The organism is Ruegeria sp. BHSC026 (assembly GCF_059613065.1).
In genome coordinates this window covers 47,679-73,140 of the sequence record NZ_JBXWRV010000012.1, presented here as the reverse complement: position 1 = coordinate 73,140, position 25,462 = coordinate 47,679, and the positions used below count along the sequence as shown (strand labels likewise).

The following is a 25,462-nucleotide window of genomic DNA, read 5'->3' as shown; positions in this document are numbered from 1 at the left end:
CAAGCGCAGTCTGGGTGTGTCACGGCGCGGGCGGGCGGAACGATGTGTTTTCGGGGTGGTCGGAGTTTGGTCGGCGGAGGCAGCGCGGCCCGAGTGTCCCCCCGGGGCCGGCAGAGGCGGGCGGCGCTTTGGGCTGCCGAAACTCGTGGCGCCCGCGATTTTCTTTTCGCGATCCGCTGTGTCGGACAATGCCAGAAAATTCGCCTACAAGGCACTTGCAATCCCCCGGCGGCTTCGTTAAATCGCCCCTCACGTGCCGCCTTAGCTCAGTTGGTTAGAGCGCTGGATTGTGGATCCAGAGGTCCCCTGTTCAAGCCAGGGAGGCGGTACCATCTCTCCTCAAACTTTCGGTGACAAGTCGCCCATCCGGGGTCCGGTCTGCGTTGTGCCGCTCCCCTAGGATTAGCGTGACATTCGTAGATTTATTCGATCCTTCCGGGTGTGTGCATCGCTGAGACGGTTCACGTTGCCCCAGGGGCGGGTATCGGACAGTTTCGGTCGCGTCCGGCAGCGCGGCGCAGTTGCCCGCTTGGGTGCAGTCGCGCACCACTCGGGTGTGCAATGCATGTACCAGCCTATTCCGGCCTCGCGGCGTCGGGACGGCTTGTGTAAGAAAGGGCAAAAGGCAGATCGGAACAGGCGTAAATGTCTCAGACCATTACCGTATTCACGACGATGAAGAACGAAGGCCCCTACATGCTGGAATGGGTCGCCTTTCATCGCATGCTGGGGGTCGATCATTTCCTGATATTCACCAATGACTGCGAGGACGGAACCGATGACATTGCCCGCCGCCTTCAGCAGATGGGGCTGGCGACCCATGTTCCGAATGCTGTGCGCGACGGAGGTAATCCGCAACACCAGATGCTGCGCCGGGCGCGCCGGCACCCCAAGGTGAAAGAGGCCGATTGGCTGATGTGCCTGGATGTGGACGAATTCTGGAATATCCGCGTGGGGAACAACAGCTTTGCGGCATTGATCGACGCGGTCGAACAGAAGGCGGGCCGCCCGGTCGACGCGATTTCGTTCGCCTGGCGCCTGTTCGGCAGTTCGGGCAACATCGGCTTTGACGACAAGCCCGTGACCGAAAGCTTCACCATGGCCGATCGCGAATTTCCCTATCATTCCGGCCGGGCTTACGGGCTGAAGACGCTGTTTCGCAACAATGACCGGTTCAGCCGCTTCGGCCCGCACCGCCCCAAGGGCATCGAAGAGGGGCGCGAGCACGAAGTCGCTTGGTCGGACGCGGGTGGAAACCTGTTTCCCGCTGACAAGGTCGGCTGGCGGGCTTGGCGGGGGTTCGACCATGCATTTGGGCGCCTGCACCACTACTCCGTGCGTTCGCTCGATGGGTTTCTGGTCAAGCGTGACCGTGGCCGCACCAATCACGTCAAGGTAGATCAGGGGCAGGCCTACTGGTTGGATATGAACGCCAACAAGGTCCGGGATACCTCGATTCAACCCATTGCCCGCCGGGCCGCACCGGTTCTGGCCAAGCTGAAGGCGGATTCCGAGCTTGCCCGTCTGCATGACGAGGCGTGCGAGTGGCACCGCGCCAAGATCGCCGAGATCAAGCTGCGCCCCGACTGGGTGGACTTCCGGTCATGGCTGGCGGACAATCTGGTTTGAGACCCATGGCCGACGAACTTTCGAAGGATCAGCTTAAGCCCGAGCATCCCGACCGCAAGACGGGGTACGAGCGCATTCTGACAGATCCCGCGCCGCCCTGGTTCGTCGAGATCTATCCGGGCGGGGAAGGAACTGGATTCCTCCGCAAGCTCGAACGCCATTCGATCCTGTTCCATCAGCGGGACGCGGCGCGTCTGGTCGTCAGTTTCGACAATATCGGCAATGCCAACGATCTGTCCTTCGCGCGCGAGCCCTGGGGCTGGAAGTTCTTCCGCGACGAGGGCTGGTCGCATATGGGCGTGTTCGCGCGGTCCAAGGCCTGGTACCGCGACCCCGAGATCATCGACTATTTCCAGGCCAAGGCGCGCGAAGGGTTTTTCGAGCGCTTCGACCAAGTCGTGTTTGCCGGCGCCTCGATGGGTGGGTTCGGGGCGCTGACCTTTTCTGCACTGGCGCCCGGAGCGGTGGTGATCGCCTTCAATCCGCAATCCACGCTGGATGAACGTCTGGTGCCGTGGGAGACCCGATATCGCTTTGGCAAGGTTCAGGACTGGGACCTGCCGCTGGGTGACGCGGCCGACTGCATCCGGACGGCCAAAAAGGCCTATGTTTTCTATGACCCGTTCTTCGAGCCCGATCGGCGGCACGTCCACCGATTGCAGGGCGCGAATGTGGTGCCGCTGAAGACGTGGTTCTCGAACCATTTCGCCGCGCCGATGCTGCGCAAGATCGACGCGCTGAAGCCGGTGATGCAGCAGGCCATGGCCGGCACGCTGGAACCGCAGGCCTTTTATCGTATGATGCGCGCACGGCGGCGCCTGCCCATCTACATGCGCGGGATCGAGGCGGTGGGTGAGGACCGGCATCCGAAACTGGTCGGGGCCGCGCGGCAGCGATTCCGCGCCCTGCGGCGCCAGGCTTCTGCGGGTGGCGCGTCATGACCCCAGACCGGGGCGTGTTCATCGGCCAGCGCAAGGACCGTCTGGGCGCGCGGCTCCTGATGATGCTGACCTGCATCCGCCTGGCCGAGGATTTCGACACGGACTATCGCGTCAACTGGTTTCCGCAGGGGGCCGACGCGCCGGAACTGGACGCCCCACAAGAGCTGTTCGCCACCGATTGGATGGCGGCCCATTTCTTGGATGGGCAGGCTTACGACGAATTGGCCGCGGGTGCCGACCCCGTCTGGAGCTTTCGGGGCGATCAGACCCCCGACAGGCTGCGCGAACATCTGGCCGCGGGCCGTTCGGTGATCGTCGAGGAGGGGTTCGAGGTTTTGGCCTTTCCCTGGGAAGATGTCGAAGCAATCCGCCCCCGATACCGCGATTTCATCCATCGGATCGGCTTTGCGCCGCCGATCCGCGCGGTCATGGACCAGGCCGACGCCCGGTTGTCGGGCAAGGGGGTGTCGGCCTATCACATCCGGCGCGGCGATATCTTGAACGGCCTGCCCTGGAAGCATACGACCTGGCCCGCCAAGATCGAGCCCGAAGAACTGTATGACGCGCATCTGGACAAGTCGCGCGGGCAGATGGCCATCATGTTTTCCGACCAGCCCGAACTGATCGCACGGTTTCAACAGCGCCACCCGCAATTGATCCAGATGGCCGACATCGCCGATCTGTCCGGCATGACCCGGGCCCAGCGGGATTTCCTGGAACTCTACACGATGTCGCGGGCCGAGCGGGTGATCGCTCCGTTCATTTCGGCTTTTTCGATGGCTGCGGCCCGGATTTCCGGTCAGCAGCGGCTGGTGTTCCGCGACGTGCTGTCCGAGGACGAGATCGGCCGCGCCAATGAACGAGTCATACAGCGGGTCGCCCGGGGACCGTCTGCATTTCTCAACCCGTCCGAGGCCGCCCATGTCTATGCCAAAGCGTCGCAATACCTCTGCGCGCAGGACCGCTGCCAAGAGGCCTATGACCTCGCCCAGCCGATCCTCGATGCCGGAGCGGACAATGCGTTTCTGCCGCTGCTGCAAGCGCTGAACGCCTTTTATCTGGGCAAGTGGAAGGAAAGCGAACACCTGGCCCGGACCGGGTTGGAAAAGTCCGACCTCTGGCCCGAGGACCGAGCCGTTCTGTGTGCCTTGCGCGGCGCTATCTTGGGTGCCCAGAAAAAGCGCTGGGCCGCAGGGCGACAATTCGCAAAAGCGTTTTGGGCCAAGCCCTTGCGGCCCGATGTGGTCGTGTTGGGTTCGCGGATGCTTTACCGCGACCAACTGCCGTTCCGCCTGTTCCCGCCGGTCGACTGGGCGTTGCAGCGCCGGCTGCGGCAGCGCCGTTTCGCGCCGTTCAACAACCTGTATCTGGTCCAGCACAAAGTCATCGCACGCCAGCCCTGCAATTTCGACATGGTGCTGCTGGACTGGGCGGACCTTTCGTTGGACCAGCGTGCGCGACGGTTGCCCAAATCGCCTGCGCGGCTGGCCGCGCTCGAAGCGGCGGTTCGGGCATCGGAGGACCTGTCCGGTGACGATCCGGCCGTGCAAAGCCTGATTTCGACGGTGCACCGGCACACCGGCGAGGTGTCACTGTCGGCGGCGATCGACGTTGCGCGCAGGGTCGTTGCGGCCTGTCCAGACGCCCCGCTGTACCACAAGCGCCTTGCCGAGTTGTATGCCGATGCCGGCGATGCCGGGGCGGCGCGGCTGTCGATGGCGGATGCGCTGGCCTGCGACCCCGACAATGCTTTCCTCGTCTTTGCAATGGGCCAGTTGTTGATCCGCCTCGGGGCCAAAAGGCAGGGCGAGCAGCAGATCCTGAATGCCGCGGAACTGGACGAGGTCACCGCTGCCATCCAAGGGGCGGCCGGCCGCATTTACCTTAGGCGCGGGAACAAGCCGCAGGCCAAAAAGTTCTTGGAACGGGCCGTGGCGCTTTGCCCGACCTATTCGCGGTTTTCCAACCAACTGGGGCGGGTCGATGGGTGACATGCGCGCATCGACGCCCGAAGCTGCGGCGGGGCGGGGCAGTTTGCCCTTGGTCTGCCGGGGCGAAGAAAATAATCTGAATGAAAAACCGGTGCCCGCGGCGGGATCGCCCGACCGGGCCGATTGATCCGAGGCAGAACCGCATGGTCGAACAGCCCCCTCGCTTTGTCAGCGTGACCCCGATGAAGAATGAGGGCCCCTTCGTTTTGGAGTGGGTGGCGCACAATCTTGCAATCGGAATCGACCAGATGGTCGTGATGACGAATGACTGCACGGACGGCACCGACGCCCTGTTGCAGCGACTGCACGACCGCGGCGTTCTGATCCATGTCGACAACAACTCGGCGCGTCCGAGCAGCCCGCAGAAGCGTGCCTACAAACGGTTCCTGCGCATGGACGTGGCGCGCCCGCAGGACTGGGTCGTAGTTATCGACGCAGATGAGCACATCAATGTAAAGACGGACGACAACACCCTGCAATCACTGGCAAAAGCGGTGCCGGATGCGCGCATGATCTCGATGACCTGGCGGTTGTTCGGAAATGCGGGGGTCGTGGGCTATGAAGACAGGTTCCTGTCCGAACAGTTTTGCCGAGCCGCCCCGGAACACATGCCTCGCCCGCCGCAGGCCTGGGGGTTCAAGACCATGTTCCGCCGGCACCTTTGGAACGTGATCGGCGTCCACCGACCCAAGCGCCCCAACGTCGAGAGCATGGCGGAGTGCCATTGGTACAACGGATCGGGGCAGCCGATGCCCGAACGCTATTTCACCAGCAGCTGGCGCTCGGCCCGGGACTCGGTCGGGTACGATCTGGTGCAGGTGAACCACTATGCGCTGAAATCCTGCGAAAGCTATCTGGTCAAGAAGGTGCGGGGGCGGGCGCATCACACGGGTGAAAGCCTTGGGTTGGACTACTGGAACATGATGAACCACAACGCGGTCGAGGACCGGTCGATTGACGCCATCGCCGATCGAAAGCGGGGCCATTTCCACGACCTCATGTCGGACCCTGAAACCGCGCGCCTGCACCACCAGTCCTGTGACCTGCATCGCCGGCAGATTGCCGAGCTGCTGAATACCGCCGAGATCCGCGCCCTGATGCAGCAGATGACGGCCGGGCAGGGGGGCGCCTGATGCTCTGGTTGCACCTCGGCATGCCGAAAACCGGTACGACCGCGCTTCAGTCCTATTTGCGCGGTCATGCGGATATCTTGTCCGAGAACGGGCTGCGCTACATGAAGGCCGGGCGTCAGCGGCCGGACACGGGCGAGCGCCCCAAGGTCAGCCACAACATGATGGCGTTTCACCTGAATCAGACGGCCCAGCCGCTGGACGCTTTCCGCGAAGCGATCGCTCGCGAATACGAAGATCACGCGGACAAGGCCTGTGTGGTGTCGTCCGAGATGTTCTACACCGCCGACCTGGCGCGTCTGGCGCAGGTCTTCGCGGAAATTCCCGCGCGCGAGATGCGCGTGGTGTTCTATTGCCGCCGCTATTCCGATTTCTTCGAGGCCGATTACAAGCAGCGGGCCAAGAACGGACGGCTGCCCGCGGATGGCTCGGGCTTTGTCCGTGACCGGCTGGCGGCGATCCGGTCCAACCCGGACGGGCACAGCTATGCCGGTGCGGTTGGTCGCATCCGAGCGGCTTTTCCGGGCGTCGCGATCGTGCCGCTTCTATATGAACGGGCGGAGCTCGCCAACGGCAATGTCATCGATGATTTCCTGTCACGGCTTGGGGTTGCGCCGCCACCCGGGTGTCCGACCGACCTGCCGGCCAACCCGTCCTTGTCGCGGGTCGCCAGCGAGGCCTTCGGCGTGGTGACCCGGGCAATCGGGCGCAAGCGCAGCCGCCAGTTGCGCCGTCAGGCGGTGAGCGATCCGGTGATGATCCGGCGGCATGACGTGCTGGAACCTGATGAGCGCGCCTGGCTGGATGATTTTCTGGCCGAGGCTGACGAAGGGTTCCGGCAAGAATTCTTTCCCGACCGAAAGGTTCTGTTCTCTCCGGTCCGCCTTGGTGCCGAAGACCAGCGTTTCCGCCGCGACAGCGCCGAAGAGGTCGCTGCTCTCAAGCAGGCATCGGAAATCGTGTTTCGTATGGCACTCGACGCCTGAGGCGCCTCAATCCAGCGGAATCTCCTGCCGCTGGCGCCCGGTGGTCTTGTCGAAGATCAGGATACGGTTGTCATCGGTCACCACGGCGAACCAGTTGCTGCCGATGGTAACGGCCTGGGCGCGGGCACCGTCGGGCAATTCGATCTGATCGGGCAGGGTGGGGGTTCTGTCCGATAGGCGGATGACAATCAGGGCGAATGTCACTAGAACGCCGCCAATCATCACCGCGGTCAGCAACATGACCATGCGGCGCAGCAGGCGCAGCTGAGGCGTTTCCTGCGGTTCTTGAGGATCTGAAGGGACAGTCATGGGCACCCGGCAAATAGACTTCGTGATCGCGGACGCTCCGCCGCCCCGCCTTGATAAGGCGCTTTCGCGGGATGTGCCAGCAGATGAAAATCTGTCGCGGACCCGTCTGGCCCGCCTGATCGAGGAGGGCGCGGTTTCGGTGGACGGCAAGGTCGTGACCGATGCCAAGGCCAAGGTGGCGGAAGGTGCGGCTGTCTGCATAACCGTGTCCGAGGCGGATGAGAGTCATATCGGCCCCGAGGACATTCCGCTGGACATCGTGCACGAAGATGCCGACCTGATCGTGATCAACAAGCCTGCGGGGATGGTCGTTCATCCGGCGCCGGGATCCCCCAACGGCACTTTGGTGAATGCGCTGCTGCATCACTGCGGCGATGATCTGTCTGGCGTGGGCGGGGTCAAGCGGCCGGGCATCGTTCACCGAATCGACAAGGATACCAGCGGGCTTCTGGTGGTCGCCAAATCGGATGCGGCCCATCAGGGGCTTGCGGCCCAGTTCGAGGCGCACAGCGTCGAGCGGTATTACCGCGCGGTGTGCTACGGCGTTCCTGATGCCAACGATCCTCGGCTGCGCGGCATCAAAGGCGTGAGTTTCGAACCCGGCAACGTGATGCGGATCACCACGCAGCTGGCGCGGCACAAACACGACCGGCAGAAACAGGCCGTGCTGTTCCACGGCGGTCGCCACGCCGTCACGCGCGCCCGGGTCGTCGAGGTGTTCGGGCAGCCCGGCGCGGTGTCGCTGATCGAATGCTGGTTGGAAACCGGGCGCACCCATCAGATCCGGGTGCACATGGCCCATGCCGGGCATGGTCTGGTGGGCGACCCGGCCTATGGAGGCAAGCGCAAACTGTCGGCCCGGTCCTTCGGCGCGGACGCGGCAGAGGCGGTGCGCAGCTTTCCCCGGCAGGCGCTGCACGCGGCGGTTTTGGGGTTTGAACACCCCGTGACCGGCGCTCGGATGCGGTTCGAAGCCCCTATTCCGCAGGACATGCAGGCCCTTATTTCGGCGTTGAAACAACCCGCAAGGTCTCGTGACTAACGCATTCTTAGGTTTCCTTTATCAATCTTTAATCCCACACTGTTAACACCTGCCCTTGAATGGTCCGAAACGTGGCCCCATATCCATGTTAAGGACATAAACATTGGTCCAAAGGGACGTTATACATGGCAAATTACAAAAACCTCCCCGTGCCCACGCCTGAAGGCGGGCTGAACCGGTATCTGCAGGAGATTCGCAAGTTTCCGCTGCTCGAGCCGGAAGAGGAGTACATGCTGGCCAAGCGTTGGGTCGAAGAGCAGGACACCGAAGCGGCGCACAAGATGGTGACGTCGCATCTGCGGCTGGCCGCCAAGATCGCAATGGGCTATCGCGGCTATGGGCTGCCCCAAGCCGAGGTGATTTCCGAGGCCAATGTAGGCCTGATGCAGGCCGTGAAACGGTTTGACCCGGAAAAGGGCTTCCGCCTGGCGACCTATGCCATGTGGTGGATCCGCGCCTCGATCCAGGAATACATCCTGCGGTCGTGGTCGCTGGTTAAACTGGGCACCACGTCAGCGCAGAAAAAGCTGTTCTTCAATCTGCGCAAAGCCAAGGCACGCATCGGTGCGTTGGAAGACGGCGACCTGCATCCCGACAACGTCAAGCAGATCGCCAACGATCTGGGCGTGACCGAAGAGGAGGTCATTAGCATGAACCGCCGCATGTCCGGCGGGGATGCCTCGTTGAACGCCACGGTCGGCTCCGAGGGCGAAGGCACCATGCAGTGGCAGGACTGGCTGGAAGACGAAGATGCCGACCAGGCCGGCGATTATGAGGCCCGCGAAGAGCTTGAGGTTCGGCGTGAGTTGCTGGCCGAGGCGCTCGAGGTGCTGAACGACCGCGAAAAGGACATTCTGACCCAGCGGCGGCTGATGGATCAGCCCGTCACGCTGGAAGAGCTGAGCTCGCAATACAATGTCAGCCGCGAGCGCATTCGCCAGATCGAGGTGCGCGCCTTTGAAAAGCTGCAGAAAAAGATGCGGGAACTGGCGCGGGAAAAGGGGATGCTGACGCCGGCCTGATGCGCGAGGCCCGACCAGAACAACCGGCCCGGATCGCTCCGGGCCGGTTTTTTCGTGCCGCTACTCCAGCTGTTGGCGGAATACCCGTACCATGTTTTCGCCCATGACCTTGCGGATCTGCGTTTCGGTCAGGCCTTCGTCCTGCAAGGCCGAGGTCAGCGCCGCCAGTTCCGACGTGTCGAACGCGGTCTCGACCGAGCCGTCATAGTCGGACCCGAGCGCCACATGATCTTCGCCCACTGTTTGGATGGCAGCCTTGATCATTTTCGCGATGCCCGTCGGGGTGATGTCGCCGCAGGTGACATCGGCCCAGTAACCCATCCCGATGACACCGCCGGTCGCCGCGATTTCCTTCATCAGGTCGTCGGGATAGTTGCGCTTGACCGGGCAGAACCCGTGCAGGCCGCCATGGCTGACGATCAGCGGCTCGTCTGTCATGGCCAGCACGTCGTGCGCCACTTGCGGGCTGGAATGGGCCAGGTCGATCACAACCGGGCGTTTGGCCAGTTCGGCCACCACCTGCCGTCCGAATTCGGTCAAGCCCGTGTTCCCGGTGCCGTGCAGCGAGCCGCCCAGTTCGTTGTCAAAGAAATGCTGCAGCCCGAACACCCTGTGGCCGGCATCGAATATCGGCGCGAGATTGGCCAGATCGCCCTCCAGCGGATGGGCGCCTTCGATTCCCAGAATGCCGCCCACGACCTTTTCGCCGCGCGCCCGGGCGTCCAGAACGGCCTCGAGATCCGCGCGGGTCTTGATAACCTTGAGGTGCCCGTCCGAGGCGGCCTCGAACCGGTGCAATTTCTCGGCCTGATAAATAGCGCGTTCCTTAAGGCTGTCCCAAGTACGCAGCGGCCACAGCTGGCCGATGGCCAACAGCGTGATGTTGTCGAATGCCTCGGCCGAGTTTGCCTCGTAGTTCTGCCCGGCCGGTGACTTGGTCACGGCGGTGAACACCTGCAGGGCCACGTTGCCTTCGATCAGCCGGGGAATATCCACCTGGCCGCGGGTTCCGCGCTCGGTCAGGTCGCGGCTCCACAACAGCGGATCGGCATGCAGGTCGCCCACGAGCAGGGTTTCGTGCAGGGCCGCGGCGGTGTCGGACACCGGATATGGGTCGTGGTTGATCACGTTGTTGCGCGCGCCTTCGACATAGGCCGGCACGAAACCAAAGAACACCACGGACCCGAGGACAAGCGCGGCCACCATAAGGCCGGCCAGCCATTTCAGTAGTCTCTTCACGTTTTTCCTCCCCAAGCGTTTCCGGCAGCTTATGGGCGAAAACTGATGAGAAAAGCCTGACTTGGCGTCGCTTGGCTGATACAGAGGTCGCAACGGATGTTGGCGCAAACATTTCAGCGCCCAACGTGGTCAAATACGGAGGACACCATGCACAAGCCGGTTCAATGGGGCATTCTGGGGGCGGCGAAATTCGCGCGCCAATTCATGGGGCCGGCGATCCATGCGGCTTCGGGCGCGCGACTGGCCGCCCTGGCGACCTCGGATCCGGCCAAGGCCGAGCCGTTTCAGGACTTCTGCCCGGACCTGAAGGTCTTTGACGACTATGGCGCGCTGCTGGCCTCGCCCGAAATCGAGGCGGTCTACATTCCGCTTCCGAACCACCTGCATGTGGAATGGAGCCTTAAGGCGCTGGAGGCTGGCAAGCACGTTCTGTGTGAAAAGCCGATGACCATGCGCGCCGAGGAGTTCGACGCCCTCATCCAAAAGCGCGACCAGACCGGGCTGCTGGCGGCCGAGGCCTATATGATCGTGCACCACCCTCAGTGGCAGCATGTGCGCAACCTGATCGCCGATGGCGCCATCGGTGATCTGGTGCATGTCACAGGCGCATTCAGCTTCGACAACCGCGCCGACACCGGCAATATCCGCAACCGCGCCGAAACCGGCGGCGGCGGGCTGCGCGACATTGGCGTCTATGTCATCGGGTCGGCCCGTTTTGCGACGGGGCGGGAACCGGACACCGTGCAATCGGCCATCCGTTGGGAGGATGGCATCGACGCGTTCACGGAAATACGCGCGCAGTTTCCGGGCTTTACTTATTCGGCCTATGTCTCGATCCGCATGCACCCGCATCAGGAAATGGTCTTTCACGGGGAACGCGGCCTGATCCGCCTGACCGCGCCGTTCAACGCGCGGGTGTTTGGCGAGGCTCGGGTCGAACTGCATCGCCCGGGTTTGGAAGTTCTTGTGACGCGTTTCCCAGCCGACGATCACTACAAGCTGCAGGTCGAGGCGTTTTGCCGAACCATTCGCGCGGGGGACGAATACCCGTGTCCGCTGGAATTCTCGCGCGGGACGCAAGCGATGATCGACCGGGTGTTCGATGGCGCGACACCGCTCTGACTTGCGTGACGTACCACTGCGCGCCTAGACTGGCCGGCAGCTGAAACGGAGGAGACCATGGCCGGAGGCTGGGCGCGTGACGGCGCGGTAAGCGAACAGATCGAAGCGTCGATTTCCGACGAGCTGGCTCGGATGCAGGCGCGCAAACGCCCCGTGGGCGACAGCCTGACCCATTGCGCGGAATGCGAGGAACCGATCCCGGAAAAACGGCGTCAGGCCATCCCGGGCGTCAAGCTGTGCCTAGACTGCCAGCAGGAGCACGACGGCGCCTACAAAGCCCGCGGCGGTATCAACCGGCGCGGGTCCAAGGACAGCCAGCTGAAATAGGGTTGCCCCGACCAGGTCAGCGAACCCGGCCGTTCCGACGCGTTCGCCTCCAGCGTATCAACAGCCGCACATCCATTGCGGCGACCATGATCCCCAGCGGAATCATCCAGAACCCCACCACTGGCAGGAATCCGAAAATTCCGCCGATGATCAGCAGGACGCCCACGACGAAGCGCAACCCGCGCGGAACCTTCTGGCGAATGCGGGCCAGAACCGGGCGCAGCTGCGCCTTCAGCGCGGCCCAGCGCCCGGTCTTGGGTGTCACTCTTCCATCGCCTCCAACTCGTCGATGAAGCCCGAGATCATCGACAGGCCCTTGTCCCAGAATTTCGGGTCGCTGGCATCCAGGCCGAACGGGGCCAATAGCTCTTTGTGGTGCTTGGAGCCGCCCGCGCGCAGCATCTCGAAATACTTGTCTTCGAACCCTTCCGCGCCGCTTTCGTACACCGAGTACAGCGCGTTCACCAACCCGTCACCGAAGGCATAGGCATAGACATAGAAGGGCGAGTGAACAAAGTGCGGGATATAGGCCCAGAAGGTTTCGTACCCATCCATGAATTCAAACGCCGGGCCAAGGCTTTCGGCCTGAACGCTCATCCACAGGGCGTTGATGTCGTCCGGCGTCAGTTCGCCCTCGCGGCGGGCGGCGTGCAGCTTGCATTCAAAATCGTAAAAGGCGATCTGGCGGACCACCGTGTTGATCATGTCCTCGACCTTGCCGGCCAGCAGAACCTTGCGCTGCTCGGGCGTTTCGGCCTGATCCAGCATCTTGCGGAAGGTCAGCATTTCGCCGAAGACGCTGGCGGTCTCGGCCAGGGTCAGGGGGGTCGAGGACAGCATCTCGCCCTGACCGGCGGCCAGCACCTGATGCACGCCGTGGCCCAACTCGTGCGCAAGCGTCATCACGTCGCGCGGTTTGCCCAGGTAGTTCAGCATCACATAGGGGTGCACATCGGTCACGGTGGGGTGCGCGAAGGCACCCGGGGCCTTGCCCGGTTTCACCGCAGCGTCGATCCAGCCTTTCGAAAAGAACGGCGCCGCAATCTCGGCCATTCGGGAATCGAAGGCGGCATAGGCCTCCATCACCGTCTTCTCGGCGTCTTCCCACGACACGGTGCGGGTGTCTTCCATCGGCAGCGGCGCGTTGCGGTCCCAGACCTGCATCACATCCAGCCCCAGCCATTTGCGCTTGAGCTCGTAATAGCGGTGGCTGAGCTTGGGATAGGCGGCCACGACCGCCTCGCGCAAAGCTTCGACCACCTCGGGTTCGACATCGTTCGCCAGGTGCCGCGCGGTCTGCGGGGTTGGCATCTTGCGCCAGCGGTCGATGATTTCCTTTTCCTTGGTCTGGGTGTTGTGGACCCTGGCAAAGGTCTTGATGTTGTCCTGAAACACACGGGCCAGTTCGCGAGCCGCCGCCTCGCGCTTGGACCTGTCCTGTTCGGTCAGCAGATTCAGGGTGCCCTCGATGTTCAGCTCTTCGCCATCCACGGTAAAGGTCAGCCCGGCAATGGTTTCGTCGAACAGCCGTTCCCACGCGTCGCCGACCACCCCCAGATCATGCAGGAATTTCTCCAACTCGTCCGACAGTTGATAGGGCTTCATCGCGCGGATGCGGCGGAAGACGGGCTCGTACCGGGCCAGGTCCGCGTTGGCCTTGAAATGAGCGGCCAGTACATCGTCGTCGATGCGGTTTATCTCGAGCGTGAAGAACACCAGAGGCGTGGTGAACAGCGTGACCTTTTCCTGCATGTCCGAAAGGAACTTGGCGCGCTCGGCATCCGTGGTCAGCTGGTAATAGCGCAGCCCGGCAAAGGACATGATCCGCCCGGCGACGGTGTTGATCTTTTCGTTGCGCTTCACGCAGGTCAGAAGGCCCTGAGCGTCCAGATCAGCCAGCTTGCCTTCGTAATCGGCGGCAAAACCCGCGCACTCCTGTTCCAGCCACTCAAGATCGCGGGTCAGTTCCGGCGCGTCCTGTCCCTTGTAAAGATCGTCCAGGTTCCACTCCGGCAGGTTGCCAAGGTTGTCGGCGCCGCCACCGGCATTTGCGTCTCGGACGGGGAAGGGAAGCTCGTGCATGAAACACCTCGATTGTCTGCGTTGGACCACATCTAGGCGCAGGGCGCGCGGATCACAAGCAGCCGAGGCTCAGCGCGTCATCGCAAGATCGGATAACTGCCCGTTGGCGGCGGCCGAGAAATGCGCGGCCATCTCTTCGAATACGGGGCCGCGGACCTCGGGCGGTTCCATCATCACCTCGTGTTCGCCGTCGGGGATTTCGACCAGCCGGCCGCTGGGCCAATTCGTCATCCGCGCCCGGATCGCCTTGCGGTCCACGATCTGCTCGTGGGTGCCAAGATAGGTCAGGCAGGGAATGTCCGGCGCGGTCTGCGCCACAAGCCATTCACATTCGTCCAGCGCCTCGCGCAGCCAGATGGTGGACGGGGCGCCCAAGGCCAGTTCGGGGTGCGCTTTCAACTGATCCTGCATCATCCGGTACATCCCGGGATCGCGGGTCAGAACGTTGCCCTCGAACGGCTGGGTCAGCACATAGCTGTCCAGCGATGTCGTGGGCGGCGTGCGTTCGCCCAACCCGAATCGCGGCCCCCAATAGGCGGTCAGGCGGCTGAGTGGCTTCATGAGGGGGGTGAAGAAAATGCCCCACATCGGGCCGGTGAAAGCGCAAGAGGCAAACCGGCCGGTCTCCAGAACCGCGCGCAACCCGATCGCGCCGCCCATCGAATGGCCGATCACGTGCCAGGGTTTCGGCAGGCCCAGGTACTCGGCCAGTTTCAACGTTTCGCGAACGTCCTGCTGATAGTCGGTGAACTTGTCCACATGTCCGATGCGCGGATCTTCCAGCAACCTGTCGGCCAGACCCTGTCCGCGCCAGTCCACGGCCAGTACGGCAAAGCCGCGCCGCACGAACTCGCCCGCCGCATTGCCATATTTTTCTATGTATTCGGTGCGGCCGGGAAAGATCATCACCGTCCCGGTCGCCTCACCCTCGGGGCGCCAGTGGCCCCCGCGGATGCGCGTGCCGTCGCTGGTGGTCAACCAATGCGCGGCGCCGCCGACGGGACCGCCGGCCACGTCTTCAAAGAAAGGGGCCGGCGACAGTTCCATCAGGCCAGTACCGAGGCAAGTTTCATGGCAATTCCCATGTCGCCATCGACGCTCAGCTTGCCGGCCATGAACGCACCGGTGGGGTTCAACTCGCCGTTGAGGATCTGTTCAAACGTTTCCGCGTCGGCGCTCAGGGTGACTTCAGCGTCCTCGTCGCTGACCCGCGCGCCATTCGCGTCCAGCACGATCGAGCCCAGGTCGGCAATGGCGAATTTCGCCGAAGAATCGAATTCGCCCCCCGACAGTTTTTCGTTCAGCGCGGCTGCCGCTTTTTCAAGAGTGTCGCTCATGGTCTTCCTCATTTGTTGGTGCGCCGTGAATGGACATCCGCGGTCGCAACGCTACACTGAACATTGTTATGAGCATTGCAATCAACAATCTCAAAGGTACCGTTGCGGCATTTGCGGTCCTAGTCACGTTTTCCACCACTGCGTGGGGACAGCAGGCCGATCTGCGCGACGAGGCGGAACTGCTGCGGCAACTGGCCGAGGCGACGCCGCAACAGGCCATTGGCCTGGATCGGCAGTTGCAGGCGCTGTGGTCGCAATCCGGCTCGGCCTCGGCGGATCTGCTGCTGGAACGGGGGCGCGATGCGATGGAACAGGGGAACATCGACGCTGCCCTGGATCACCTGACAGCGCTGACCGACCACGCGCCCGATTTTGCCGAGGGCTGGCATGCGCGGGCCTCGGTCTTTTTCGGGCTGGAACGGTTCGGCATGGCGGCGGCGGATCTTGAACATGCCCTGACCCTGAACCCGAACAATTACCAGGCCATTTACGGTCTGGGTCTTATCTTTGAGGTTCTGGGCCAGCCCGACCGGGCCTATGAGGCTTATTCCCGCGCGCTGGCTATACATCCCCATCACGAAGAAGTAACCAATGCCGTGAGTCGGCTGAAACCGCAAATCGCGGGCAAGGCGCTTTAAGGTCCGGGCAGGGGGCAAAGGTGAACGGGGCATCCCGAATCGTGGCCGTACTTGGCCCGACCAACACAGGCAAAACCCACTATGCGATCGAACGCATGCTGGGGCACCGGACCGGTGTCATCGGCCTGCCGCTGCGGCTGCTTGCGCGCGAGGTCTATGACAAGATCGTCGCCATCCGCGGCCCCTCGGTGGTGGCTCTTGTGACGGGTGAAGAACGCATCGTGCCGCCGCGCACGCAATACTGGGTCTGCACGGTTGAGGCGATGCCCGAGGGGATGGGCACCGATTTCGTGGCCATCGACGAAATACAACTGTGCGCCGACCCCGAGCGCGGTCATGTCTTTACCGACCGGCTGCTGCGGATGCGCGGCACGCACGAGACGCTGTTTCTGGGTGCCGACACGATGCGCGGCCCGATCGCGGCGCTGGTTCCGCAGGCGCAGTTCGTCCGGCGCGAGCGGATGTCGCAACTGGTTTACACCGGGTCCAAAAAAATCAGCCGCATGCCCCCGCGCAGCGCCATCGTCGGGTTCTCGGTCGAGAACGTCTATGCCATTGCCGAGCTATTGCGGCGGCAAAAGGGTGGGGCGGCCGTGGTCATGGGCGCACTCAGCCCGCGTACGCGGAATGCGCAGGTCGAGCTGTACCAGAATGGCGAGGTCGACTATCTGGTCGCCACCGACGCCATCGGGATGGGGCTGAACCTCGATGTGAACCACGTGGCGTTTTCGTCCCTGTCCAAATTCGATGGCCGGCGTATGCGGCCGCTGGCTCCGAACGAACTGGCCCAGATCGCCGGGCGCGCCGGGCGCGGCATGTCGGATGGCACCTTCGGCGTGACGGGCGAGGCATCGCCGCTGGACGAGGGCGTGGCACAGGCCATCATGGACAGCCGGTTCACGCCGATGAAAAAGCTGAACTGGCGGAATGCCGCCTTGCGGTTCGGGTCGGTCGAGGCGCTGATCGACTCGCTCGAGGCCAGCCCGGACAACGAACACTTGGTCAAAGCCCGGCCCGCCGACGATTTGAACGCGCTGAAATCGCTGGCCCAGGTGCCCGAGGTTGCGGCCCGTGCCAGTGACGGCCCGTCGATCCGCCTGTTGTGGGATGTCTGCCGAATCCCCGATTTTCGCGGCATCAGCCATGCCGAACATGCCAGCCTGCTCGAATCGATTTTTGGGCATCTGCACGAACGCGGTACGATCCCCGAGGATTTCCTGGCGCGCCAGATCCGCCGGATCGACCGAACCGACGGCGATATTGATGCGTTGTCCAAAAGGTTGGCGTATATTCGCACCTGGACATATGTTGCGCAACGAAACGGCTGGGTGCGCGACGAATCCCATTGGCGCGCGGAAACCCGCGCTGTAGAAGACAGGGTGTCGGACGCTTTGCATGAACGTCTGACGCAGAGATTTGTGGACCGGCGTACATCTGTTCTGCTGCGCCGGCTCAAACAGAAGGAGGCCCTTTTGGCCGAAGTGAATGACAAGGGTGAAGTGACCGTCGAAGGCGAATTCGTCGGTCGTCTGGAAGGGTTCCGGTTCATCCCGGACAAAAGCGCGCAGGGAACCGAGGCGAAAGCGCTCAAATCGGCCTCACTGCAAGCACTCGCGCCGCAATTCCATCTGCGTGCCGATCGCTTCTACAACGCGCCCGATACCGAAATTGATTTTACCGAACAGGGTGGCCTGATGTGGGGCGAATATGCCGTCGGCAAGCTGGTTGCCGGGGCCGAGCCGCTCAAGCCGATGGTCGAGGTGTTCGTGGACGAGGCCGCAGGGCCGGAGGTCGAACAGAAGGTTCAGCGCCGCCTGCAGCACTTCATCGACCGCAAGATCGCGACCCTGTTCGAACCCCTGCTGAACCTGTCGCGCGACGAAGAGCTGACGGGCCTGGCCCGGGGCTTTGCCTTCCGCATGGTCGAGGCGTTGGGCATCCTGCCGCGCGCCGGTGTCGCCCAAGAAGTTAAGGATCTGGACCAGGACGCCCGCGGCGCGCTGCGCAAACACGGCATCCGGTTCGGTCAGTTCACCATCTTCATGCCGCTGTTGTTGAAGCCTGCCCCGACGCGTCTGCGTCTGGTGTTGTGGGCCTTGGCCAACGGCCTGCAGGAGTTTCCCGAAGCGCCGCCCCCGGGCCTCGTGACAGTCCCCGTCGCCAAGGATGCGCCCGAGGGCTATGACACCATGTGCGGGTACCGCAACGCGGGCGAGCGCGCCATCCGCATCGACATGCTGGAGCGCTTGGCCGACATGCTGCGGGCAGAAGACAGTCGTGGCGGGTTCGAGGCCAAGCCCGACATGTTGTCGATCACCGGCATGACGCTGGAGCAATTTGCGGACCTGATGCAGGGGCTGGGATACAAGGCTGAACGCGGTGAGCGCGTCAAGGTCCGGCCAGCGATGGCCGAGCCTCAACTGACGGGTGAATCCGACGCGCAGCCGGCAGAGACGGGACCCGAAGCTTCTGATGCCCCGGTGGATGCGGCAGGCGAACCCGCCGAGCCGTCAGCCGAGGCCACCGAAAGCGCCGAGGCGCCCGCCGAGGCCCCGGCCGCCGAACCGGCATCGGACGAGCCCGAGATCGAGGTGTTCTATACCTTCACTTGGGGCCGTCAGCGGCAAGGCAATCGCGGCCCGCGCCGGGATGCACAGCAGCCGCGCGGCAAGGGCAAGCCGGGCGGTAAGCCGCGCGAAGGCCGTGGCAAGCCGCACGGGGGCAAGGGGGGCAAGCCGCAAGGGGCCAAGACCTTCTCGTCGCGCCCACCGAAAAAGGAAAAGGCCATCGACCCCGACAACCCCTTCGCCGCGGCGCTGATGGGCCTGAAGGAAGGCAACTGATCCGCCATGGCAGAGGCGCTGGCCAAGCTGCGGATCGACAAGTGGCTGTGGCATGCTCGGTTCTCCAAGACCCGCAGCCTGGCTGCCAGACAGGTCAGCGCTGGCCATGTGCGCATAAACGGAGACCGGGCCCAGAAGCCGGCGCAGACCGTCGGGCCCGGGGATGTCGTGACCTTTGTGCAGGGGCGAGTGGTCCGGGTCGTCCGCGTCGAAATCCTGGGCGAGCGTCGCGGCCCCGCGTCCGAGGCGCAGACGCTGTACACCGATCTGATGCCCGCGCAGAACGCTCTGCCGGGAAATCCGGGTTTCGAGGGAAAAGGTCGTCCGACCAAGAAGGATCGGCGTGCGCTTGATCTTTCTCGCACCCCAAGGGGGTGATCTTCTCTTGAAGACCGGTGCGGGTTGAATTAGCTAGTCGCCGAAACCGATATGGGAATTCGACCATGACCTATGTTGTCACCGAGAACTGCATTGCCTGCAAATACACCGACTGCGTCGAGGTTTGTCCGGTCGATTGCTTCTACGAGGGTGAGAACACGCTGGTCATCCATCCCGACGAGTGCATCGACTGCGGTGTGTGCGAGCCGGAGTGCCCTGCTGACGCGATCCGCCCCGATACCGAGCCGGGCATGGAAGAGTGGGTCGAATTCAACCGGAAATACGCCGAGATCTGGCCGGTGATCGTGTCGAAGAAGGATCCGCTGCCCGATGCCGAGAAGCACGACGGCGAAGAGGGCAAGATGGAGAAGTATTTCTCGGAAGCCCCGGGCGAAGGCGGCTAAGCGATTCGGCCGTCGCAATCGCGGCTTTCAGGTCATCAAAGCTCTGAAAAACCTCGATATCTTGCCTGTCTCTGTTAGGCCGGCTTCCAGATGTCGTATTTTTGTGATATGATCAAACTCAGAAATCGACCGAGATGGGGATGACTCCGTAAGTATGTTCGCTTTGGAGTGCTGAAATCAATAAAGCCGGCAACCCGACGGGGGTCATTACAGACCCCGGTTCGGCTTTTGCCGTCTGTTCCCGCTCTGAAACCAAGGAAGCAAGTGCATGTCAAAATCGAAGAAGCTCGAGTTTCGCCCGAACGATTTTGTTGTCTACCCGGCCCATGGGGTTGGGAAGATCATATCGATCGAAGAACAGGAAGTTGCGGGATTCAAGTTGGAACTATTCGTGATCTCGTTCGAAAAGGACAAGATGACACTGCGGGTGCCGACCAACAAGGCCACCGAGTCGGGGCTGCGGTCGCTGAGCTCGCCGGACGTGATCAGCCAGGCCATGAAGACCCTGAAGGGCAAGGCCAAAGTCAAACGGGCCATGTGGTCGCGCCGGGCACAAGAATATGAACAGAAAATCAATTCCGGAGACCTGATCTCGATCGCCGAAGTGGTCCGTGACCTGCATCGCACCGACGAACAACGCGAGCAGAGCTACTCCGAGCGTCAGCTGTACGAGGCCGCGCTTGACCGGCTGACCCGAGAAGTCGCGGCTGTCTCGGGGTCCGACGAGATTGCCGCTGCCAAGCAGGTTGACGAAGCCTTGACCTCGCGCGCAGCCTGATCCGATGTGATCCGACAGATTTGACCGCCCCGGTTACGGGGCGGTTTTTTCATGGGCGCGCCTTGGTCGGGCGACCGGTTGCGGGTTAGGTTTTCGGGGATGGTACTGATCGAGAGGCGGTGATGAAACAAACGGTTAGGGCACTGTATGTCGGTCGCGCGGCGGTTTCGGTGTGGTTTCGGTATTTCCTCATCTTATTCGATTTCGCCTCGATCGTGTTCTTCGTTTCCACGGCCAACATACCCCACGGGCCGGCGCTGATCGCGGTCAGCTGGGGCGTGGGGCTGATCATCCTGCTGGATTTCCTGGCCCGATTGTGGATCGCCAAGGATCGCCGGAAACTGTTGTTCAAGATCTACACGATGGCCGATCTGGTGGTGATCTTGTCGATCGTCCTCGATCCGTTTCTGACCGGCAGCCTGGCCTTCCTAAGGGTTCTGCGGGCGCTGCGGCTGATCCATTCCTACCATCTGCTGCGGGATCTGCGGCGAGACAGCACGTTCTTTCGCACGCATGAAGATGCGGTGATTGCGGCGGTGAACCTTTTGGTCTTCGTGTTTGCAACGTCAACCGCCGTTTTGGTGTTCTTCATTCCATCCAGCAGCGAAACTCCCTATATCGACGCGCTGTATTTCACGATGGCTACTCTGACCACCACGGGGTTCGGAGACATCACCCTGCCCACGCCGGGCGGCAAGCTGTTTTCGGTGTTCATCATGGTCGTCGGGGTGGCGCTGTTCGTGCGCCTGGCGCAGGCCGTCTTCATGCCGCAAAAGGTCCGATACAAATGCCGCAGCTGCGGATTGTTCCGGCATGACCCGGATGCGGTGCACTGCAAGCATTGCGGCGCAACCTTGCGGATCGAAACAGGTGGCGTGACCTAGGCCGCAGCGGCCAGGACCAGAAGAAACACGATCTCGGACACTTGCTGGGTGGCGCCCAGGATGTCGCCGGTCTGGCCACCGATCTTTGCCTTGGTAATTGCAGCGACCGTCATCACCGCCAGGCCCGCGCACACCGTCGCGGCAATCGCGGGCCAGCCCGCCAGGGCCATGCCCAGAAAGCAGGCCAGAACCAACCCCGCGATCACCGCCGAGCCCGGAGGCGTTCCGACCTGATGGCTCAACCCCGCGCCGCGCGCATTGGGCAGCCCCGCCATCAACGGCGGCATCATCGCGCGCGAGACCACCGCCGCTGCCACGAGGCACGCAAGCCCTCCGCCGGTCAGAAGGGCGACGATCGCGGCCACCCGCATTAACTGTGAAAAAACCAACGCCAACACACCGAACGTGCCGATGTGGCTGTCCTTCATGATCTCGAGCCGCCGCTCGACCGAATAGCCGCCCCACAGCCCATCAGCGGTGTCGGCCAGCCCGTCTTCGTGCATGGCGCCGGTCACGATGGTCAGGGTTGCGGCGATCAGGGAGGCCGTGCACCAGGGCGGCAGACCGGCACCCGACGCCACCCAGCCGACCAGACCGGCCAGCAGGCCAACGACCAGTCCCGCGAGTGGAAAGGCCCAGACCGCGTGCGCCTGACGGGCGAAAACCTCATCCGGCAGCCGGGGCAGGGGCAACCGCGTGAGAAGAACCAGCGCCAGCGGTATGTCCCGGGGCGAAAACAGCCGTGTGTCGTTTTTGTGCACCTGCGCGCCTTTCAAGGGGTTGTTGGAGCCTCGCGTTCGGTTAAACACGCAGGACGACTGTGATGCAACGAGGCTTTGAATGCTGCCCGAACTCGATGATCTGAATACTTTCCGGGATGCTTTGCGTACTGCGCCCGGTCCGGACGGGGACGCGCTGCGGAGCGCTTCCGACCGCAACGGCCAATTGACCAAGCCGCCGGGAGCCCTGGGTCGGCTCGAGGAACTGGCGATCTGGTATGCTGGCTGGCGCGGCGACGCGCAGCCGCGGATCGAGGCGCCGCAGGTGATCGTGTTTGCCGGCAATCACGGGGTGACAGCGCAGGGGGTTTCGGCCTTTCCGCCCGAAGTCACCGCGCAGATGGTCCTGAATTTCGAACATGGCGGCGCCGCAATCAACCAACTGGCCAAGGCGGCCGGGGCCAAGATGACGGTGCATGCGCTGGATCTCGATCGACCGACGGCGGATTTCACGAAAGGCCCGGCCATGACCGAGGCCGAACTTCTGGACGCGCTGCGCACCGGGTGGCGGGCGGTCGACCCCGATGCAGACCTGCTTGTGGTCGGCGAAATGGGCATCGGCAATACGACCCCGGCGGCGGCGATAGCCTGTGCCCTGTTCGGCGGAGAGGCCGCCGACTGGACCGGGCGTGGCACCGGTGTGGACGATGCCGGGCTTGCCAACAAGACGCGCGTCGTGGCCGAAGGTGTTGCACTGCACGGGTCCTCGGGTGATGGGCTTGAGATCCTGCGCTGCCTGGGTGGGCGGGAACTTGCGGCCATGGCCGGGGCGATCGCGGCGGCACGGGTGTTACGGATACCTGTCATTCTGGATGGGTTCATCTGCACGGCGGCCGCCGCCTGCCTGGATCGTGTGGCGCCCGAGGCGCTGGATCATGCCGTGGCCGGCCATCAAAGCGCCGAGGGCGCCCACGCCGCCATGCTGGCAAAGCTGGACAAGGCCCCCTTGCTGAACCTCGGGCTGCGGCTGGGCGAAGGGTCGGGTGGCGCGCTGGCGATCAACATCCTGAAAAGCGCCGTTGCCTGCCATTCGGGCATGGCCACCTTTGCCGAGGCCGGCGTGTCGGAAGGATGACGCCCATCTGATCCGGCCCCGCGCCGGATCAGGCGGATTTCTTTTCCTTCTTCTCGGCCAGTTCCAGCAGCGCGGTTTCCAGGTCCTTCTCCAATTCGCGCGCCTTTTCGATGTATTTCTTGTTCTCGGCCGTCGGCTGGCCGGGAACCCACAGCTCGGCCAATTCGCGGATTGCCTGCCGGTCGTGGTGATAGAATGTCTGTTGGGCCTGCGCGGCTTCGTATTCGCTCAGCCCGATATTTTCCAGCACATAGCGGCCCGCCCGAAGCGAACTGTCGAACAGCTCGCGGACGATATCATCGGCGCCGGCCTGGTAGAGTTCGTACACATGGGTGCGGTCATGAGCGCGCGCGACGATGTGCAGATCGGGGCGCTGCCGCCGGGCATAGGCAACCAGCCGGGTCACTTCTTTGGGGTTGTCCATCGCGGCCACCAGGACTGAGGCCTTTTCCAGCCCCGCCGCCCGCAGCAGTTCGGGCCGAGTCGGGTCGCCCAGAAACCCCTTGACGCCAAAGCGCCGCATCAACTGGATGGTCTCGATGTTGTGGTCCAGAACCACCGTCTTGAACCCGCTGGCGCGGACCAGACGATTGACGATCTGGCCGAACCGGCCGATCCCGGCGATGATGACGGGCCCCTGTTCGTCGATGTCCTCGGGTTCGACCTGAGGGGCCCGGTCGCGGATGCGGCGCGACAGGACATCATACAGGATGAACAACAGCGGCGTGATCAGCATCGTCAGCGCGATGATCATCAACAGCTTTTGTCCAAGGGCAGGCGGGATCACGCTCTGCTTGGTCGAAAAAGCCAATAGCACGAAGCCGAATTCGCCCGCCTGTGCCAGGCCCAATGTGAAAAGCCAATGATCGCGCCCACGTAGATTGAAGGCGCGCCCGACGATGTAGAGGATGATGCCCTTGATCAGGATCACCAGCAGCGCCAGCCCGATCAGGTCGAAGGGATCGTTGAAGAAATACCCTACGTCAATGCCAGCCCCGACGGTGATGAAGAACAGACCCAGCAGCAACCCCTTGAACGGCTCCAGATCGCTTTCCATTTCGTGCCGGAACTCGGAACTGGCCAGGACGACGCCCGCCAGAAAGGCCCCCAGCGCCGGCGACAGGCCCACCAGCGTCATCAGGAACGAGATCCCGACCACGATCATCAGGGCCAGCGCCGTATACATCTCGCGCAAGCGGGTCGCGTGGATGAACCGGAACAGGGGGCGGGTCAGGTAGACGCCGACCAGGATCACGACCGCGATCGCGCCCAATGTCACCAGCGTCACCGCCCAGCCGGGCAGGCCGTCGACCAGCGACAGCGCATGGTTCGCGTCGCCGTGCCCGTCGCCACCGCGCGTGATCGAGCCATCATCCTCGATGAAGATGCTGGCCGGCATGGCCAGCAGCGGCAGAAAGGCCAGGATCGGGATCACTGCGATGTCCTGCGTCAACAGAACCGAGAACGTCGCCCGGCCACCATTGGTGCGCATCAACCCTTTTTCGGACAAGGTCTGAAGCACAATCGCCGTCGAAGACAGCGACAGGGTCAGCCCAACCGCCAGGGCGACCGTCCACGGTTGCCCGGTATAATAGGTCACGGCCGCGATGGCCGCGGTCGAGATTGAAATCTGCAGCCCGCCCAGCCCCAGCAGCTTGTGCCGCATGTCCCACAGCGCGCGCGGTTCCAGTTCAAGCCCGATCAGGAACAGCATCATGACCACGCCGAATTCGGCCACATGCTGCAGGTCTTTGGTTTCCGCCCCCACCAAGCCCAGAATCGGCCCGATGGCAAGGCCGGCGGCGAGGTAGCCCAGAACCGACCCCAGCCCCAACCGCGCCGACAGGGGCACGGCGATCACCGCCGCCGCCAGATAGATCGAGGCCTGGTACAGAAATTCGTTCATCTCGTTCCTTTCGAGGCCGTCAAGTGGGCAGCGGGGCGTCGCGCTTGAGCTGATCCATCACGATTTGGCTTTGCACGCGGGCCACGGCAGGATGCGGCAGGATCACCTCGTGCAGCAAGGCGTTGAGCGCAGAAAGATCCGCACAATAGACGTGCAGCAGGTAATCCGCCTCGCCGGTCATCGTCCAGGCGCTGGTGATCTCGGGGCGGGAATTGACCATGCGGGCAAAGCTGGCCGATTGCTCGGGGCCGTGCGTGCCCAGGTGAACCTGGATGAAACCCTGCACGTGCAGGCCCAGTTTCAAGGGGTCCAGCTTGGCAGCATAGCCGGTGATATAGCCCTCGGCCTCAAGCCGCTGACGACGGCGGCCCGCCTGGCTGGGCGACAGGTTCAGCAACTCGCCCAACTGATGGGCCGTCAGATGGGCATCCTTTTGCAGGGCCGCTAGCAGGCGTGTGTCGATTGCATCCAGCATGTGCGAGTTTTTTTCAATCTTTATTATTTTCGCGCGAATTTCACGCATCAATTAGAAGTTTACATGAAAAATATGCGCAAAAACAGTGTGAAAAAATGCGTATTCTTGAATCAGCAAAGAAATTCCTTTCGTCGAGGAGACACGC

25 protein-coding genes and 1 tRNA gene are annotated in these 25,462 nt (G+C 62.9%); 17 read left to right on the top strand and 9 right to left on the bottom strand.

Annotated elements, in window-relative coordinates; genetic code table 11:
* Positions 1-255: 255 nt before the first annotated feature.
* The 6 genes from AC2FME_RS14310 to AC2FME_RS14285 all read left to right on the top strand — a co-directional run bounded on the left by AC2FME_RS14310 (position 256) and on the right by AC2FME_RS14285 (position 6,677).
* Positions 256-332, top strand: a tRNA-His gene (locus tag AC2FME_RS14310).
* 313 nt (positions 333-645) lie between these two features.
* Positions 646-1,629 carry a glycosyltransferase family 2 protein gene (locus AC2FME_RS14305; protein ID WP_496800779.1) on the top strand — a complete coding sequence of 328 codons (984 nt, stop codon included), beginning with the start codon at positions 646-648 and terminating at the stop codon, positions 1,627-1,629.
* Between the two features lie 5 nt (positions 1,630-1,634).
* Positions 1,635-2,570, top strand: a complete 936-nt coding sequence (locus AC2FME_RS14300; protein WP_496800778.1) for a hypothetical protein — start codon at positions 1,635-1,637, stop codon at positions 2,568-2,570.
* Positions 2,567-4,561, top strand: a complete 1,995-nt coding sequence (locus AC2FME_RS14295; protein ID WP_496800777.1) for a hypothetical protein — start codon at positions 2,567-2,569, stop codon at positions 4,559-4,561. The genes AC2FME_RS14300 and AC2FME_RS14295 overlap by 4 nt, the downstream gene beginning before the upstream one ends.
* A gap of 143 nt (positions 4,562-4,704) precedes the next feature.
* The gene (locus AC2FME_RS14290) at positions 4,705-5,694 is read left to right on the top strand and encodes a glycosyltransferase family 2 protein (RefSeq protein ID WP_496800776.1); all 990 of its coding nucleotides are present in this window, start codon (positions 4,705-4,707) and stop codon (positions 5,692-5,694) included.
* Positions 5,694-6,677: a hypothetical protein gene (locus tag AC2FME_RS14285; protein WP_496795877.1), complete on the top strand. Its 984-nt coding sequence runs from the start codon at positions 5,694-5,696 to the stop codon at positions 6,675-6,677. The genes AC2FME_RS14290 and AC2FME_RS14285 overlap by 1 nt, the downstream gene beginning before the upstream one ends.
* A gap of 6 nt (positions 6,678-6,683) precedes the next feature.
* Here the strand turns inward: AC2FME_RS14285 and AC2FME_RS14280 are convergent, their stop codons facing one another.
* Positions 6,684-6,986, bottom strand: coding sequence for a DUF6476 family protein (locus AC2FME_RS14280; RefSeq protein WP_040634129.1), 303 nt, complete (start codon positions 6,984-6,986; stop codon positions 6,684-6,686).
* Between AC2FME_RS14280 and AC2FME_RS14275 the strand changes: the two genes are divergently transcribed.
* A complete protein-coding gene (locus tag AC2FME_RS14275) occupies positions 6,985-8,028 on the top strand; it encodes an RluA family pseudouridine synthase (RefSeq protein WP_496795878.1) in 1,044 nt (347 codons plus the stop codon). The genes AC2FME_RS14280 and AC2FME_RS14275 overlap by 2 nt on opposite strands.
* 125 nt (positions 8,029-8,153) lie before the next feature.
* A complete protein-coding gene (rpoH, locus tag AC2FME_RS14270) occupies positions 8,154-9,050 on the top strand; it encodes an RNA polymerase sigma factor RpoH (protein WP_496679608.1) in 897 nt (298 codons plus the stop codon).
* Positions 9,051-9,110: 60 nt separating this feature from the next.
* Here rpoH and AC2FME_RS14265 read toward each other — a convergent pair whose 3' ends face one another.
* A complete protein-coding gene (locus tag AC2FME_RS14265) occupies positions 9,111-10,289 on the bottom strand; it encodes a dipeptidase (protein ID WP_496800775.1) in 1,179 nt (392 codons plus the stop codon).
* A 147-nt stretch (positions 10,290-10,436) separates the two neighbouring features.
* Between AC2FME_RS14265 and AC2FME_RS14260 the strand changes: the two genes are divergently transcribed.
* Both AC2FME_RS14260 and AC2FME_RS14255 read left to right on the top strand, forming a co-directional pair.
* Positions 10,437-11,411 (top strand): Gfo/Idh/MocA family protein, encoded by a 975-nt coding sequence (locus AC2FME_RS14260; protein WP_496800774.1) that lies wholly within the window; start codon positions 10,437-10,439, stop codon positions 11,409-11,411.
* A gap of 57 nt (positions 11,412-11,468) precedes the next feature.
* Positions 11,469-11,738, top strand: a complete 270-nt coding sequence (locus tag AC2FME_RS14255) for a DksA/TraR family C4-type zinc finger protein (protein ID WP_496679614.1) — start codon at positions 11,469-11,471, stop codon at positions 11,736-11,738.
* A 16-nt stretch (positions 11,739-11,754) separates the two neighbouring features.
* Here the strand turns inward: AC2FME_RS14255 and AC2FME_RS14250 are convergent, their stop codons facing one another.
* The 4 genes from AC2FME_RS14250 to AC2FME_RS14235 form a co-directional block, all read right to left on the bottom strand.
* A complete protein-coding gene (locus AC2FME_RS14250) occupies positions 11,755-12,003 on the bottom strand; it encodes a hypothetical protein (RefSeq protein WP_496679616.1) in 249 nt (82 codons plus the stop codon).
* Positions 12,000-13,820, bottom strand: coding sequence for a M3 family oligoendopeptidase (locus AC2FME_RS14245; RefSeq protein ID WP_496800773.1), 1,821 nt, complete (start codon positions 13,818-13,820; stop codon positions 12,000-12,002). Before AC2FME_RS14245 ends, AC2FME_RS14250 begins: the two co-directional genes overlap by 4 nt.
* Before the next feature lie 69 nt (positions 13,821-13,889).
* The gene (locus AC2FME_RS14240; RefSeq protein ID WP_496800772.1) at positions 13,890-14,867 is read right to left on the bottom strand and encodes an alpha/beta fold hydrolase; all 978 of its coding nucleotides are present in this window, start codon (positions 14,865-14,867) and stop codon (positions 13,890-13,892) included.
* Positions 14,867-15,157, bottom strand: coding sequence for an SCP2 sterol-binding domain-containing protein (locus tag AC2FME_RS14235; RefSeq protein ID WP_496679625.1), 291 nt, complete (start codon positions 15,155-15,157; stop codon positions 14,867-14,869). Before AC2FME_RS14235 ends, AC2FME_RS14240 begins: the two co-directional genes overlap by 1 nt.
* 68 nt (positions 15,158-15,225) lie before the next feature.
* Here AC2FME_RS14235 and AC2FME_RS14230 point away from each other — a divergent pair, with 68 nt between their 5' ends.
* The 6 genes from AC2FME_RS14230 (at position 15,226) to AC2FME_RS14205 (ending at position 21,082) form a co-directional block, all read left to right on the top strand.
* Complete coding sequence (locus AC2FME_RS14230; RefSeq protein WP_496795884.1) at positions 15,226-15,795, top strand: tetratricopeptide repeat protein; 570 nt, start codon at positions 15,226-15,228, stop codon at positions 15,793-15,795.
* A gap of 20 nt (positions 15,796-15,815) precedes the next feature.
* Entirely contained in the window at positions 15,816-18,638 is a 2,823-nt protein-coding gene (locus AC2FME_RS14225) for a helicase-related protein (RefSeq protein ID WP_496800771.1), read from the top strand.
* Between the two features lie 6 nt (positions 18,639-18,644).
* On the top strand, positions 18,645-19,016 hold the full coding sequence (locus AC2FME_RS14220) for an RNA-binding S4 domain-containing protein (protein WP_496800770.1): 372 nt from the start codon (positions 18,645-18,647) through the stop codon (positions 19,014-19,016).
* A gap of 65 nt (positions 19,017-19,081) precedes the next feature.
* Positions 19,082-19,420, top strand: coding sequence for a ferredoxin FdxA (gene fdxA / locus AC2FME_RS14215; RefSeq protein ID WP_149775806.1), 339 nt, complete (start codon positions 19,082-19,084; stop codon positions 19,418-19,420).
* A 268-nt stretch (positions 19,421-19,688) separates the two neighbouring features.
* Positions 19,689-20,198 (top strand): CarD family transcriptional regulator, encoded by a 510-nt coding sequence (locus tag AC2FME_RS14210; protein ID WP_149775807.1) that lies wholly within the window; start codon positions 19,689-19,691, stop codon positions 20,196-20,198.
* Positions 20,199-20,320: 122 nt separating this feature from the next.
* The gene (locus tag AC2FME_RS14205) at positions 20,321-21,082 is read left to right on the top strand and encodes an ion channel (protein ID WP_496741846.1); all 762 of its coding nucleotides are present in this window, start codon (positions 20,321-20,323) and stop codon (positions 21,080-21,082) included.
* Here the strand turns inward: AC2FME_RS14205 and cobS are convergent.
* Positions 21,079-21,843 carry an adenosylcobinamide-GDP ribazoletransferase gene (cobS, locus tag AC2FME_RS14200; protein WP_496800769.1) on the bottom strand — a complete coding sequence of 255 codons (765 nt, stop codon included), beginning with the start codon at positions 21,841-21,843 and terminating at the stop codon, positions 21,079-21,081. The two genes, AC2FME_RS14205 and cobS, sit on opposite strands and share 4 nt — an antisense overlap.
* 79 nt (positions 21,844-21,922) lie before the next feature.
* Between cobS and cobT the strand changes: the two genes are divergently transcribed.
* Positions 21,923-22,936: a nicotinate-nucleotide--dimethylbenzimidazole phosphoribosyltransferase gene (gene cobT / locus AC2FME_RS14195; RefSeq protein ID WP_496800768.1), complete on the top strand. Its 1,014-nt coding sequence runs from the start codon at positions 21,923-21,925 to the stop codon at positions 22,934-22,936.
* Between the two features lie 28 nt (positions 22,937-22,964).
* On the opposite strand, the gene AC2FME_RS14190 is transcribed toward cobT, so the two are convergent.
* Positions 22,965-24,842 carry a monovalent cation:proton antiporter-2 (CPA2) family protein gene (locus tag AC2FME_RS14190; protein ID WP_496679638.1) on the bottom strand — a complete coding sequence of 626 codons (1,878 nt, stop codon included), beginning with the start codon at positions 24,840-24,842 and terminating at the stop codon, positions 22,965-22,967.
* A 19-nt stretch (positions 24,843-24,861) separates the two neighbouring features.
* On the bottom strand, positions 24,862-25,317 hold the full coding sequence (locus AC2FME_RS14185) for an Lrp/AsnC family transcriptional regulator (protein WP_496679641.1): 456 nt from the start codon (positions 25,315-25,317) through the stop codon (positions 24,862-24,864).
* Positions 25,318-25,462: the final 145 nt, after the last annotated feature.

Bases quoted from the DNA above. Each gene is read 5' to 3' on its own strand.
- AC2FME_RS14305 (WP_496800779.1), top strand. From the start codon at position 646: ATGTCTCAGACCATTACCGTATTCACGACGATGAAGAACGAAGGCCCC.
- AC2FME_RS14300 (WP_496800778.1), top strand. From the start codon at position 1,635: ATGGCCGACGAACTTTCGAAGGATCAGCTTAAGCCCGAGCATCCCGAC.
- AC2FME_RS14295 (WP_496800777.1), top strand. From the start codon at position 2,567: ATGACCCCAGACCGGGGCGTGTTCATCGGCCAGCGCAAGGACCGTCTG.
- AC2FME_RS14290 (WP_496800776.1), top strand. From the start codon at position 4,705: ATGGTCGAACAGCCCCCTCGCTTTGTCAGCGTGACCCCGATGAAGAAT.
- AC2FME_RS14285 (WP_496795877.1), top strand. From the start codon at position 5,694: ATGCTCTGGTTGCACCTCGGCATGCCGAAAACCGGTACGACCGCGCTT.
- AC2FME_RS14275 (WP_496795878.1), top strand. From the start codon at position 6,985: ATGGGCACCCGGCAAATAGACTTCGTGATCGCGGACGCTCCGCCGCCC.
- AC2FME_RS14280 (WP_040634129.1), bottom strand. From the start codon at position 6,986: ATGACTGTCCCTTCAGATCCTCAAGAACCGCAGGAAACGCCTCAGCTG.
- rpoH (WP_496679608.1), top strand. From the start codon at position 8,154: ATGGCAAATTACAAAAACCTCCCCGTGCCCACGCCTGAAGGCGGGCTG.
- AC2FME_RS14260 (WP_496800774.1), top strand. From the start codon at position 10,437: ATGCACAAGCCGGTTCAATGGGGCATTCTGGGGGCGGCGAAATTCGCG.
- AC2FME_RS14255 (WP_496679614.1), top strand. From the start codon at position 11,469: ATGGCCGGAGGCTGGGCGCGTGACGGCGCGGTAAGCGAACAGATCGAA.
- AC2FME_RS14245 (WP_496800773.1), bottom strand. From the start codon at position 13,820: ATGCACGAGCTTCCCTTCCCCGTCCGAGACGCAAATGCCGGTGGCGGC.
- AC2FME_RS14240 (WP_496800772.1), bottom strand. From the start codon at position 14,867: ATGGAACTGTCGCCGGCCCCTTTCTTTGAAGACGTGGCCGGCGGTCCC.
- AC2FME_RS14235 (WP_496679625.1), bottom strand. From the start codon at position 15,157: ATGAGCGACACTCTTGAAAAAGCGGCAGCCGCGCTGAACGAAAAACTG.
- AC2FME_RS14230 (WP_496795884.1), top strand. From the start codon at position 15,226: ATGAGCATTGCAATCAACAATCTCAAAGGTACCGTTGCGGCATTTGCG.
- AC2FME_RS14220 (WP_496800770.1), top strand. From the start codon at position 18,645: ATGGCAGAGGCGCTGGCCAAGCTGCGGATCGACAAGTGGCTGTGGCAT.
- fdxA (WP_149775806.1), top strand. From the start codon at position 19,082: ATGACCTATGTTGTCACCGAGAACTGCATTGCCTGCAAATACACCGAC.
- AC2FME_RS14210 (WP_149775807.1), top strand. From the start codon at position 19,689: ATGTCAAAATCGAAGAAGCTCGAGTTTCGCCCGAACGATTTTGTTGTC.
- AC2FME_RS14205 (WP_496741846.1), top strand. From the start codon at position 20,321: ATGAAACAAACGGTTAGGGCACTGTATGTCGGTCGCGCGGCGGTTTCG.
- cobT (WP_496800768.1), top strand. From the start codon at position 21,923: ATGCTGCCCGAACTCGATGATCTGAATACTTTCCGGGATGCTTTGCGT.
- AC2FME_RS14190 (WP_496679638.1), bottom strand. From the start codon at position 24,842: ATGAACGAATTTCTGTACCAGGCCTCGATCTATCTGGCGGCGGCGGTG.
- AC2FME_RS14185 (WP_496679641.1), bottom strand. From the start codon at position 25,317: ATGCTGGATGCAATCGACACACGCCTGCTAGCGGCCCTGCAAAAGGAT.